10 protein-coding genes are annotated in these 11,992 nt (G+C 72.0%); 3 read left to right on the forward strand and 7 right to left on the reverse strand.

Annotated elements, in window-relative coordinates:
- Positions 1–101: 101 nt before the first annotated feature.
- Positions 102–461 (reverse strand): PilZ domain-containing protein, encoded by a 360-nt coding sequence (locus G4D86_RS42640; protein WP_164000386.1) that lies wholly within the window; start codon positions 459–461, stop codon positions 102–104.
- A gap of 185 nt (positions 462–646) precedes the next feature.
- On the opposite strand from G4D86_RS42640, the gene G4D86_RS42645 reads away from it, so the two are divergent.
- On the forward strand, positions 647–1,285 hold the full coding sequence (locus tag G4D86_RS42645) for a DUF6066 family protein (protein WP_164000388.1): 639 nt from the start codon (positions 647–649) through the stop codon (positions 1,283–1,285).
- 27 nt (positions 1,286–1,312) lie between these two features.
- Here G4D86_RS42645 and G4D86_RS42650 read toward each other — a convergent pair whose 3' ends face one another.
- The 6 genes from G4D86_RS42650 to G4D86_RS42675 form a co-directional block, all read right to left on the reverse strand.
- Entirely contained in the window at positions 1,313–2,764 is a 1,452-nt protein-coding gene (locus tag G4D86_RS42650; protein WP_164000390.1) for a trypsin-like peptidase domain-containing protein, read from the reverse strand.
- Between the two features lie 61 nt (positions 2,765–2,825).
- Positions 2,826–3,446: a nucleotide exchange factor GrpE gene (locus tag G4D86_RS42655; RefSeq protein WP_164000392.1), complete on the reverse strand. Its 621-nt coding sequence runs from the start codon at positions 3,444–3,446 to the stop codon at positions 2,826–2,828.
- 101 nt (positions 3,447–3,547) lie between these two features.
- Complete coding sequence (locus G4D86_RS42660; protein ID WP_164000393.1) at positions 3,548–3,793, reverse strand: RNA polymerase sigma factor region1.1 domain-containing protein; 246 nt, start codon at positions 3,791–3,793, stop codon at positions 3,548–3,550.
- 109 nt (positions 3,794–3,902) lie between these two features.
- A complete protein-coding gene (ftsH, locus tag G4D86_RS42665) occupies positions 3,903–5,933 on the reverse strand; it encodes an ATP-dependent zinc metalloprotease FtsH (RefSeq protein ID WP_164000396.1) in 2,031 nt (676 codons plus the stop codon).
- A gap of 173 nt (positions 5,934–6,106) precedes the next feature.
- The gene (locus G4D86_RS42670; protein ID WP_164000469.1) at positions 6,107–7,018 is read right to left on the reverse strand and encodes a hypothetical protein; all 912 of its coding nucleotides are present in this window, start codon (positions 7,016–7,018) and stop codon (positions 6,107–6,109) included.
- 25 nt (positions 7,019–7,043) lie between these two features.
- On the reverse strand, positions 7,044–7,451 hold the full coding sequence (locus tag G4D86_RS42675; protein ID WP_164000398.1) for a (deoxy)nucleoside triphosphate pyrophosphohydrolase: 408 nt from the start codon (positions 7,449–7,451) through the stop codon (positions 7,044–7,046).
- Between the two features lie 236 nt (positions 7,452–7,687).
- On the opposite strand from G4D86_RS42675, the gene G4D86_RS42680 reads away from it, so the two are divergent.
- Both G4D86_RS42680 and G4D86_RS42685 read left to right on the forward strand, forming a co-directional pair.
- Positions 7,688–7,960, forward strand: a complete 273-nt coding sequence (locus G4D86_RS42680) for a helix-turn-helix domain-containing protein (RefSeq protein ID WP_240360793.1) — start codon at positions 7,688–7,690, stop codon at positions 7,958–7,960.
- 225 nt (positions 7,961–8,185) lie between these two features.
- Complete coding sequence (locus tag G4D86_RS42685) at positions 8,186–11,944, forward strand: serine/threonine-protein kinase (protein WP_240360794.1); 3,759 nt, start codon at positions 8,186–8,188, stop codon at positions 11,942–11,944.
- Positions 11,945–11,992 lie beyond the last annotated feature (48 nt).

Consider the following 11,992-nt stretch of genomic DNA (forward strand, 5'->3'; position numbering starts at 1 on the left):
CGTGCCCTTGTCGCTTTCAGGCCTGTAAAGACTGGCTCCACGGCCCCCGCGGTTCCGGGAGCGACGGGCCGTCAAGCCCTTCACGGGCCTGGGTGCGGGCGTCAGTGCATCACGCGCTCGCGGTCCACCAGGAGCAGCGGCGCGTCGTCCTGCGTCTCGTAGGCCACGATGCGCAGCCCCACCCCGCGGCTGCTGCCCTCGCGCCCGTCCTTGCGCCCGAAGGCCAGGGCCACCTGGTAGCGGACCTCGCACAGGCACGTCATCTCGGTGCCGTCCTCGCCCGCGAAGGTGACTTTGAGCTTCTCGCCCAGGCCCACCGAGTCGCGAACCTCCACGAACATGCCCCGCGCACTGATGTTGCGGCCCACCCCCCGCATCATCCCGTCCTGGGTGGTGAGGTACACGGTGAAGACCTTGTCGAAGCGAAGGTGGGTGCGGCGCTCTTGGGGACGCTCGAACACTGGGGGCTACCTCCCGGAACAGGTGGTGACAGGCGCAAACTACATGGTAGCCACATGTAGGCAAGTTCTTCACCTATATCCACCTATATCCACCCCTCCCCACCCACTGAAAGAGGAGTGCCCGGGGGACGGCGCGGTGGCAGCATGGAGACTGAAACCCCTCGTTTTCCCTGGAGTCCCCTCACGTGAGCCGCTTCCTCGCCGCCGCCGTTTCCCTCCTCCTGCCCGCGCTGGCCCTGGCCGACGTGGACTCGCGCTTCGCGAAGCTGCGTGACGAGTCCGAGCCGCTGGGCGGGCTGGGGGCCTTCCTGGAGAAGTACGTCGGCGCGTGCGAGGGGGCCTTCGTGGACCCGCAGTGCAAGTCGCAGGCGGAGGCGTTCCGCAAGAAGTACCAGGGCAAGCGGCTGTACCTGATCATCACCGAGGACGACGCCACCATGCTGTCCCCGGGCCCCTACTCGCCGACCACGGGGGAGTACACCATCAACATCACCCCGTTCTTCCCGGCCGGCCGCTACGCCCTCACCCACGGCACGCCGAAGAAGACGGACGCCAACGGCAACCCCCTGCTGCCCTACCTCACCGTCACCGGCACCCTGCCGGAGGGGTGGAACGGGCAGATGTTCTCCCGCATGTTCTCCATGCGCGGCATGCGCGCGCAGGTGGTCTTCACCCCGCAGGGCGTGTGGAGCCTGCCCAAGAAGGGCGGCGGGAAGAACTTCGGCGTCACCGCCCGCATCGAAGGCATCCTCGTCACCGAGGGCCGCACCGGCGGACAGATGGGCCTGTGGCTCAACGGCAAGGACGCCAACGCCGGGAAGTAGCCTCGGAGGGCGGCAGCCCTCCCCGCCTCACCGGGCGATGGCCACGTACTGGAGCGCGTCGCCCCGCTTCACCCGCAGCAGGATGCTGGCCCCGGCGCTGCCCTTCGCGAGCGCCGCGCGCACCCCGGCCGCGTCCTTCACCCTGCGGCGATTCACCTCCGTCACCACGTCGCCCGCGCGCAGGCCCGCCTCGTCCGCCGGGCTGCGCGGCGTGACGGTGGACACCAGCGCCCCGGACCAGGCCTCCTCGCCCAGCGGCGCCGCCACCTCCGGCGTGAGATCTCGCAGCGCCAGCCCCACGTCCTGCTCGCTGGAGGTCCGCTGGATGAGCCCCTCGGTGGCCTCCTGTGCCGGCCGGACGATGAGCCGCACGGACACCTCCCGCGTCACGCCCTCGCGCTGCAGCGTCAGCCGCGCCTCGGTGCCGGGCGCCAGCAGCGCCACCTTGCGCAACAGCTGCAGGTAGGAGGCAATCGCGCGCCCATTCACGGCCGCCAGCCTGTCGCCGGGGCGGATGCCGGCGGCCGCGGCCGGGCTGTCCTTGTAGACGTCCTTCACCACCGGGGCGCGCCGCTCGCCCTTGCCGCCGTCGTCGGTGATGACCACGCCCAGCCAGCCGCGCTCCAGCTTCCCGTTCTCCCGGAGGTTGGGCAGCAAATCCTTCACCAGGTTGATGGGCACCGCGAAGCCGATGCCCTGTCCCTGGCTGATGATGGCCGTCGTCACGCCCACCACCTCGCCCTTCATGTTGAAGAGGGGGCCGCCGGAGTTGCCGGGGTTGATGAGGGCGTCCGTCTGGATGAAGTCGTCGAACTGGCCCACGCCCAGCACGCGCTCCTTGGCGGAGATCATCCCGTGCGCCACCGAGTGGTCCAGGCCGAACGGGTTGCCGATGGCCACCACCCAGTCCCCCACCTCCAGCTTGTCCGAGTCACCGAGGTAGACGGCCGGGAGGTTGCCCAGGCCGGCGCCGCTCAGCCGCAGCAGCGCCACGTCCGTGGAGGCGTCGCGGCCCACCACCTCGGCGGCGAACTCGCGGCCGTCCGACAGGCGGACGGCAATCTGCCGCGCCCCGGCCACCACGTGGTTGTTGGTGACGACCAGGCCGTCCGGCGTCAGCACGAAGCCGGAGCCGGTGGCCTTCTTCATCCCTCCGAGCCCGCTCTCCCGCAGGGCCACGGTGGTGATGTTGACCACGCCCGCCTCCACCGCGCGGATCAGCGGGGCCAGCGACGTGGGGGGCACGAAGTCGGGAAGCACCTTGTCGCCCGGTGCGCGCTCCCGCCACAGCTCCAGGGCACCGGAGCGACTCTCCCCGGCGGCCTGGGCGGCGAACCAGGCGGTGTGCTCGCGCACCCGCGCCTGGAGCCATGAGTCGAGCGGACCCTCGTCGGCACGCGCCATGGGGGCGAGCGCCAGCACGAGGAAGACGGGAAGCAGTCGGGAGAGCACGGAGGGGCAGCTTATACGGCGGGCCATGGCGATCGGGGCCAACAGCGGCCCCGGTCGCTCCCTTCCCGGGCTGGAACGCCTTTGGCCCTCAGGCCTGGGCCGGGGCCACGTACTTCGCCACCTTGACCCGGGCGGGGCGGATGATGCGGTCCTTCAGCCGGTAGCCCGCGCGCACCTCGGAGATGACGCGCTGGTCCTCGTCCGGGGTGGTGGTGATTTCCATGTCCGAGGCCTCGGCCACGTTGGGGTCGAACCGCTGCCCCACCACCTGGATGCGCTCGATTCCGGTGCCCTGCACCTTGGTCAGCAGCGCGTCGCGAATCATCCGCACGCCCTGGGCCAGGGGGGACACGTCCTGGCCGCTCACCGCCAGGCACCTGTCGAGCTCGTCGATGGCCTCCAGCAGCGTGGTGGCCACGTTGCCGCGCTCCACGTCCAGCATCCGGTCGCGCTCGCGGGTGAGCCGCTGCTTGAACTCCTCGCGGTCCCGATTGACGTCCTGGTAGGCGCGGGCGAGCTGGTCGTACTTCTTCCGGGTGCCGTCCAGCTCCGCCAGCAGCCGCTCCTTCTCCGGGTCGGCCTTCGGAGCGGCGGGCTCAGGCGGCTGCTGCGCGGTGGCCTCCTCGGAGGCCGGGCCGGGCGCCCCGCCGTTGGCGGTCTGGGCCTGCTGGGCTTCGGGGGTTGCGTCGCTGCGGGAGTTGCCGTCCATGTCGAAGAACCTGAGGCGATGGGAGGTGCGCGCGTGCGCGGTTGGGTTGGATTCCCCGGAACGTAACCGCGAGCGCGCACCTGTCAACGGCGCGAAGAGCGCTAATGCTCCTGCGGTGCGGCGGGGGACTCGGCCATGAAGCCGTGGTCCACCTGTCCCGTGACTTCGTCGATGATCTCCACCTGCGCCGCGCGCAGCGAGTAGTAGAGGAGCCACCGCTCCGCCGCCGTCAGGGTCCCCGGAGGCAGCGCCTCCTCGATCTCCTGAACCGTGAGCCGTCCATCCTTCAGCCCCTTCGCGAAAAGGGTCTTCCGGGCCACGTAGCTCTTGCCGATCCTGTTCTCCACGGCGACGCCTCCTTTAGCGCTCAAGATAATTTCGCCCACCGGACACCGCAGGCCGCTGCGGCGTCGGTGGGCGAATGGACGGCAGCAGGGCAGGCGCCCAGGCGTCCCGTTATGAATCCAGGGGCGCCTTGGTGGCGTGCTGCGTGGGCGGCGTCTGCTCGTCGTGCTCCCCCACTCCCACGGGGTGCGCCGAGATGACCTGACGCGCCTCCGGGTGCAGCAGGCCGCGCTGGGCCACCACCTTGGGACCGAGGATGGCGGCCATCGCGTCCTCCTCGATGACCTCGGTGGCCAGCAGCCGGGCCGCCACGGCCTGCACCTTGTCCTTGTGGAGGGTGAGCGTCTCCCGCGCCCGGTCCAGCGCCTCGCTGACGAGCTTGCGGACCTCCTCGTCAATCATCCGCGCTGTCTGCTCCGAGTAGCTGCGCACCTCGGGCACACCGGCGGAGCGCAGGAAGCCCGGCCCGTGGTCGGCGCTCAGCGCGACGGGGCCCAGCGAGCTCATGCCGTAGTCGCGGACCATCATCCGGGCCATCTCCGTGGCCTGGCGGATGTCGTTGGAGGCGCCGGTGGAAATCTCTCCGATGAAGATCTCCTCCGCCGCGCGGCCCCCCATCATCCCCGCCATCTTGTCCCGCAGCTCCTCCAGCGACATGAGGTAGCGGTCCTCCAGCGGCAGCGACATGGTGTAGCCCAGCGCCGCGAGGCCGCGGGGGATGATGGACACCTTCGTCACCCGCTCGGCGTACGGCATCATCCAGCCCACCACCGCGTGGCCCGCCTCGTGGTGCGCGACGATTTCCTTCTCGCGCTCGTTCATGCGGCGGTTCTTCTTCTCCAGGCCCGCCACCACGCGTTCAATCGCCTCCTCGAAGTCCGCCCGCATCACCGCGTCGCGGTTGCGGCGCGCGGCCAGCAGCGCGGCCTCGTTGACCACGTTGGCCAGGTCCGCGCCGGCGAAGCCCGGCGTGCGCGAGGCGATGGACTTGAGGTCCACGTCCGGTCCCAGCTTCACGCCGCGCGAGTGGATTTCGAGCACGCGCTCGCGGCCCCGCTTGTCCGGCCGGTCCACCAGCACCTGCCGGTCGAAGCGACCCGGGCGCATCAGCGCGCTGTCCAGGATTTCAGGCCGGTTGGTGGCCGCGAGGATGATGAGCCCCGCGCGGCTGTCGAAGCCGTCCATCTCCGCCAGCAGCTGGTTGAGCGTCTGCTCGCGCTCGTCGTGGCCACCGGCGACGCCCGCGTTGCGGCTCTTGCCGATGGCGTCCAGCTCGTCGATGAAGATGATGCACGGCGCCTTCGCCGTGGCCTGCGCGAAGAGGTCTCTCACGCGGGCGGCGCCCACGCCGACGAACATCTCCACGAACTCGGAGCCGGAGAGGCTGAAGAAGGGCACGCCCGCTTCACCCGCCACCGCGCGCGCCAGCAGCGTCTTGCCCGTGCCCGGAGGGCCCACGAGCAGCACGCCCTTGGGGATGCGTCCGCCCAGGCGTCGGAACTTCTCCGGCGTCTTGAGGAACTCGACGATTTCGCGCAGCTCGTCCACCGCCTCGTCGACGCCGGCCACGTCCTTGAAGCCCACGCCGGTGTCCGCCTCGGCCTGCACCTTGGCGCGCGTCTTCCCGAAGCTCATGACGCTCTGCGGACCCTGGCCCATGCCACCGGCCATCCTCCGCATCATGAAGCTCCAGAAGAAGACGAAGAGGCCCAACGGTAGGAGCCATATCCATAGCGCCTCGCCGAGCCCGGACTGCGGCACCGCCTCGAACTGGATGCCCTTCTGCTCCAGCAGCGGGACGAGCCCCTCGTCACCGGGGACGCGGTACGCCATCCACGGCAGCGCGCTGGGCTCGCTGCGCAGCGCGCGGTCTCCCGTCGAGGACGGAGGCGGCTGCGCCGTGTCCTTGAGGAAACCCTTCACCCACTCATTGGAAATCTGGACGCGGCTGAAGTTGCCCGCCTCCACCGCATCTCGGAACTGGCTGTAGCTCACTCGCCGCACGCCCGCGTCCTGGAAGACGTTGCGGAACAGCAGGAAGCCCAGGACCAGCAACAAGATGTAGCCCAGAGGTGAGCCGAACCTGAAGCCCTTCCCCGGTGTCGGTGTTGGCTTGTCCGTCTTCTTTCCGCGCGGGCCCATACCCGGCGGCAAATCCTGTGGCTTCATCGTCGGCACGCTCGCCCTCCCCCTCCCACTCACAGGGACACCTTGCCCATGTGGGGGCACCCTGGCTGTGGCCAAAGATGTTCACCGTCGCCATACCGTCAACCCGGCAAGCGGGCTTCACGGGCAGTGCCGACCCTTGCGCCAGATCAGCGACATCCCGTGAGCCACAGGGGTTGACTGGTGAACTCCGTGCCCAGCAGGTAGCCGTTGCCGTCCTGTAGAAACGTAATGGCCTCCGCCTGAGGCTGGCTTGCACCCGGCACTTCGACCACCTGCCCTTTCAGGAGGTCTTCCAGGCGGGCGGCGTCCGGCTGTCGCACCTCCCACACCCGGGTGTACGTGCGCAGCAGCAGACGCTGGCCGGACGGGTGGAGCGACGCGGCGGTGGTGGAGCGGTCCAACCCCTCCGGCACCTCCAGCGTGCCGAGCTTCGTCGCGGTCACCGTCGCGCCCGGCCGGGCTCCGTCCAGGGCGAAGACGTCACCCAGCGATTCGCGCGTCTTGGTGATGACGGCCAGCCGCCCGGAGCGCGCGTCCAGGATGAGCGACTCCGCGTCGTGCGAGCCGTCGGGGTACGAGAAGGAGAGCACCTCCACGGGCACGGTGGCGTCAGCGAGCGCCTCGGGCTCCGCGAAGCGGTAGATGCGCAGGACGTCCCGGCGCTCGAAGTTGTCGCCGATGTCCGCCAGGAAGACGCACGGGCGCGGGTCCCCGGGGGCGCAGGGGCCCACCGCCACGTCCTCGACGTCGCGGGGGTCGGCGCCGGTGAGCGTCAGCCGCGCGCGGACGGCGCCCTTCTCGTCGATGGCGAACGCCTCGAAGGCATTGCCGGAGTCGTTGTGCGCCCAGAAGGCGCCGGGGTGGCGCTGGCTGGCGGCCAGGCCGGACAGCTCGGGCAGCACGTCCGGCACGGTGCCCGTCTGGCGGGGCTCGCCGTAGAGCGTGCAGCCGGGCACGCCGACCGCGGGCACCTGGGAGCCGGCATCCGGAGCGGTGTCCCCGGGCGGAACGGGCTTGGAGCGCGAGCAGGCGGCGAGCAGGCCCCCGAGCAGGGCCATGACGAGGGCCAGTCGGGCCGACACGTCAGGAGTCCAGGTCGAGCAGCTTCGCCAGCGTCTTGGCGTCCGCGTCCGGGAAGCGGTAGCCGGACATCTCCTCCAGCGTCACCCAGCGGTGGTCGTGCACGCGCAGGTGGCGGATGTTGCCCTCGGGCTCGGCCATCCGGCAGTGGAAGACGCGGAAGTCGATGTCGTAGGTCGGGTACTCGTGGCGGGTGTGCATGGCCTGCTCGAGCACGTGCACGGCCACGCCCATCTCCTCCTGAATCTCGCGGGCGAGCGCGGTGGCGTCGTCCTCGCCCTCCTCCACCCGGCCGCCGGGGAACTCCCACAGCAGGGGCAGCGAAGCTTTGGGAGGGCGCTGGGTGATGAGGTAGCGCCCCCCGTCGTTCTGGAGCATTGCACCGACGACGCGGACGTGGCGACGGGCCATTCGCTTCTCCTGTCTCCTGCCCAGGGGGATACCGGGGAGGGGCGACCTAACACAGCCCCTGGCGCCAATGCCACAGCCCCCTACCGCCACCGTGCGCACGACCTGACGGGGTGGCCAGTCCCTCCCAGCCGGGCCGCACACTTGCCGGGGACGGGAGGGTGGCTTGCGCGGGGGCCCCCGGGCCCGGAGCCAGTGTTCGAGGCCATGCGTCGGGTACCGTCCATGTGGTGAATTGGATGACGGACGGACCGGATGGCGTCATGCTCGGGGCCATGAACACGAGTCGGAGGGAAAAGGCCGAGGTGCTCGGAGCGGCACTGAAGGCCGCCCGCCAGCAGGCGGGGCTCGGCATGGAGGAGGTCGCCGAGCGTCTGGAGATTCCCGTGGAGGTCCTCGCCCGGGTGGAGCGGGGGGTCATGGTGCCCACCATTTCCACGCTGACGCGGCTGTGCGTCATCCTCAAGCTGGACCCGGACACGCTGCCCGACCTGCCGGAGATGTCGGACTGAGTGTCCCGGGAGGGCCTCCGAGCCGTCTCCGAGCCTTCCTCGCCCCTTCCCGGTGGCCGCGAGGTCTGGACGCAGGGTCTCCTTCCGTCCACGCGGCTGACCGGCGATGATTTCCCGGGTCAGGCGTTCTCGATCCGAATGCGCTGTCCCACCTGTCACCGCCGTGTGGCGGAGCGCTGCCCCCTCCACCCCTCGGCCGAGCCGCGTCCGCCGGCGGCCCCGGCCGTGCCCCCGGAAGTGACGGGCTACACCGTGGGAGCCCCCCTGGGACGTGGCGGCTTCGGTCGCGTCTTCTCCGCGCTCCGGGCGGAGGACGGGCGCGAGGTGGCCCTCAAGGTGCTGGAGCCCCTGGCGAGCGAGCGGCTGGAGCGCGAGGTGGAGGCGCTGCGCCGCATCGGTCCGCCCGCCGCGCCCCAGCTGCTGGGCCAGGGGACGACACGCGCGGGCGAGCCGCTGGTGGTGATGGAGCGCATCGACGGGCTCACGCTCGCGCGCAGGCTGGCGGAACTGCCCGGCCCCGGGGCGCTGCCCTGGGCCGAGGCCGCCCCCCTCATGGTCGCGCTGGCGGAGGCCGTGGGGCACATGCACACCGCGGCCGTCGTGCACCGGGACCTCAAGCCGGAGAACGTGATGCTCGCCGAGGCTCGGGCCGTGCTCCTGGACTTCGGCCTGGCGCGCCTGGGCGCCACCGAGGACGCCATGGCGCCCGCCGTCACCCTGACGCGCACCGGCCAGCGCCTGGGCACCCACGAGTACATGGCGCCCGAGCAGTGCCGCGACGCCCGGAGCATCGACGCGCGGGCGGACCTGTACAGCCTGGGAGTCGTCTTCTTCGAGCTGCTGTGCGGACGGCCGCCGTTCGTCGGTGACTCGGCGGCCGTGCTGCAGGCGCACGTGTCGCGCCGGCCGCCCGCGCTGAGGGAGCTGGCGCCCTGGCCGGTGCCCGCGCCCGTCGAGGTCCTCGTGCAGCGGCTGCTGGCGAAGGACCCGGAGGAGCGATTCCCAAGCGCGGCGGCGCTGGCGGCGGACCTGCGGCGCGTGCTGGCGGACACGGCGGGGCGGACCGTGGTGCCCTCCGCTGCCGTGTCTTCGTCTTCGCGAGACGGCACGGAGGCGCCCCGCGCGCCCCAGGGTCCGCGGGAGGTAGCGCTGCTCGGGGTGAAGACGTCGATGGACGTCCCGGCCATGCTCTCGCAGCTCGCGGCGTTCGGCGCGGAGCTGGCGCGGGTGGAGGCCGGACTGGCCGTCTTCGCCTTCCCCCATGCGGGCACGGTGGAGGTGGGGCTGCGCGCGGCGCTCAAGTCCGCCGAGGCCCTGGCCTCGGTGCTTCCGTCCGGCGCGGAGCGTGTCATCCACAGCGCGCCCCTGCGCATCCGCGAGCGTGCGGGCAGGGTGACGGTGGGCGGCGCCGCGCTGGAGCGTCTCGAGCGGTGGTGGCCTGCTCCCCCGCCGCCCGGCGCTGTCGCGCAGCCCGCGCTCACCGAGGAGGCCCGCGTCCACCTGGGCGATGCCGAGCCAGGCCGCACGCTGGCGCCCGAGGTGGTGCTGCCCACCATCGACGTCACGCTGGGCCGCGAGGCGGAGCTGGCCTGGCTTCGAGAGGGGCTCGCGCGAGTCCGCGCTAGCGGCGCTCCGGCCCTGCGCACGCTGCTGGGTGAGGAAGGGCTGGGCAAGACGCGCCTGCTCGCGGAGTGGCACCGGGAGCTGCGCGGTACCCCGAGCGTGTCCGTCCTCTTCGTGGAGGCCCAGCCGGACGAGGGCAGCGCCAGCGAGAGTGGCCTGCGCAACCTCATCACCACCGTGCTTGGGTTGCCGGCATCCACGCCTCCCGACGAGGCGGTGCGCCACCTCCTCGAGAGCTCCGGGCCCACCTCGCATCCCGCCGCGCGAAGGCAGCTCATCGCCCGGGCCCTGGCCTCACGGCTGTGGCGGCTCGCGGCGGCGCGGCCGCTCGTGGTGCTCGTGGATGACGCCCACACGCTGGACCCGACCGCGCTCGATGCGCTGGAGCTGGCCACGCTTGCCGGCATCCACGCTTCGCTCTGCGTGGTGCTCGCCGGTCGGCACCGGCTGCTGGGCCTGCGTCCGTACCTCGGTGAGCGCGCGCGGGACTCGGCGCAGCGGGAGCTGCCTCCGCTCCGGGAAGACGCGGCCCGCGAGCTGCTGCGTCAGCTCCTGAAGCCCGTGGACCTGCTGGCCGAGGGCGTCCTGCGCGAGCTGGTGGACCGGTGTGGCGGCTCACCGCTGCGCATGTTGGAGACGGTGCGGGCGCTGCGCGCGGCCGGAGCCATCCGCGCGCAGGCGGGCGGTGGCAACTACCTGGCGGCGGACGCGCTGCACGGTCTGGCCTCGGACAGCCCGCGCCCGGACGAGCGGCTCGCGGAGCGGAGCCTCGCGGCCCTGCCCTCCGGACTGCGCTCCCTGCTCCAGGTGGCGGCGCTGCTGGGCGACGAGGTGCGGCTGGAGGAGCTGTCCGCGACGCTCGCGCACCTGGAGGCGGACGACGCGCTGGACCTGTCCCTGGACCCGGGCGTCGCCCTGGAGCGGCTGACGCGCGCGGGCATGCTGGAGCCGCGCGGGCCCCGGCGCTGGCGCTTCGAGCACTCCACCCTGCGCGACGCCTTCGGTGCGCTGCTGCCCACGTCCCTGCGGCAGCGCGTCTGCGCGGCGGCGCTGAGGGCCCTGCCGGATGCGCCCGCCGCGCGCAGGGCACGACTGGCCGAGGCCGCGGGAGACGAGCCCCAGGCGCTCGCGCTCCATCGCATGCTGGCCGAGTCCGGTCGCCGCGCGCACCGGTTGCTGGAGGCGGAGCGCCACTATTCCGCCGCGCTGGACCTGCTGCCACGCGGGGACGACGCAGTCCGGATGGAGTTGCTGTCCGGACGCGGACGCGTGCGCTACCGGCTGCAGCGCATCGACGATGCCCTGGCGGACCTGCGCGCCGCGCGAGCGCTGGCGGAGGCCCGCGGAGACGTGGTGCGCGAGGCGGACCTGCTGCTGGAAGAGGCCACCGCGCTCGACTGGCAGGACGACCCGGACGGGTCCACTGCGCTGTTGGAGCAGGCCCTGCGTTGCCTGGGGGATACCGTGCCGCCGGAGCTGGCCGCGCGCCATGCGCTGGCCCAGGCGCGCGTCGTCGTGAGGCGGGAGGACATCACGGGCGCGGTGCCCCCGCTGGAGCGGGCCGTGGACGCCGCGAGGGCCGGAGGCGACGCGGAGACGGAGGCGATTGCGCTGTCCATGCTCGGCGCGATGTTGGCGTGGACGGGGCACCTGGAGGACGCGGCGAGGCGCTTCGAGGAAGCCATCGCGCTCTGCGAATCGACAGGGGACACCCTGCACCTGGGTGTGGCGCTCAACAACCGGATGGTGTTGCACGTGCAACGCCGTGACGTGGAGGGCGCCCGGACGGACCTGGAGCGCGCCGTGTTGCTGGGGCGCGAGCTGGGCAACGTGCAGATAGAGCGGACCTCGGCCTTCAACCTGTCGTTGCTGCTCGGCTACCAGGGGCGGGCCGCGGAAGCGCTCCCCCTGGCCCGCCGCGCGGGAGTGCTCAGCCAGCGCTTCTTCCCTGCCTCCATGGCGCAGGACGCGCTGCTCGTGGCACGACTGTGCTGCGAGCTGGGCGACCTGCCGGAGGCCTCGCGCCAGCTCACGTGGCTGGACGAGCCCTCCACACAAACGCGGCTGCTGCCCGCGGACCGGCTGATGTTGTCGGTGGTCCGCCGCGTGGTGCACGAAGCCCAGGGCACGCATTCCTACGCCGCGCCGGAATGGGCCGCGCTGGTGGAAGCGGCGCGGCAGCAGGCCACCCCCGACGAGCGCCTGGAGATTCTCGTCTGGGCGGCGCGAGCGGCGAGGGCCGCCGGAGACGACGCGACAGTCCTGGCCCGCGTGCAGGAAGTCGAAGCCACGGCGCACGAAGCGCCCCTCTGGACGGAGCGGGTGCGAGCGCTCGTGAAGGAAGCACGTGGGCCCTCCTGAGCAGCCCGGCCCGTGCTAGCACGAGGGTGACAACGCGCAGCCGGAGGG

This window comes from Pyxidicoccus caerfyrddinensis, assembly GCF_010894405.1.
GTDB classification, from domain to species: Bacteria; Myxococcota; Myxococcia; order Myxococcales; family Myxococcaceae; genus Myxococcus; species Myxococcus caerfyrddinensis.

Coding starts and splice junctions, on each gene's coding strand:
- G4D86_RS42670 (WP_164000469.1), bottom strand. CDS start 7,018: ATGGCCCTGCTCGGGGGCCTGCTCGCCGCCTGCTCGCGCTCCAAGCCC.
- G4D86_RS42680 (WP_240360793.1), top strand. CDS start 7,688: ATGACGGACGGACCGGATGGCGTCATGCTCGGGGCCATGAACACGAGT.
- G4D86_RS42655 (WP_164000392.1), bottom strand. CDS start 3,446: ATGGACGGCAACTCCCGCAGCGACGCAACCCCCGAAGCCCAGCAGGCC.
- G4D86_RS42650 (WP_164000390.1), bottom strand. CDS start 2,764: ATGGCCCGCCGTATAAGCTGCCCCTCCGTGCTCTCCCGACTGCTTCCC.
- ftsH (WP_164000396.1), bottom strand. CDS start 5,933: ATGGGCCCGCGCGGAAAGAAGACGGACAAGCCAACACCGACACCGGGG.
- G4D86_RS42675 (WP_164000398.1), bottom strand. CDS start 7,451: ATGGCCCGTCGCCACGTCCGCGTCGTCGGTGCAATGCTCCAGAACGAC.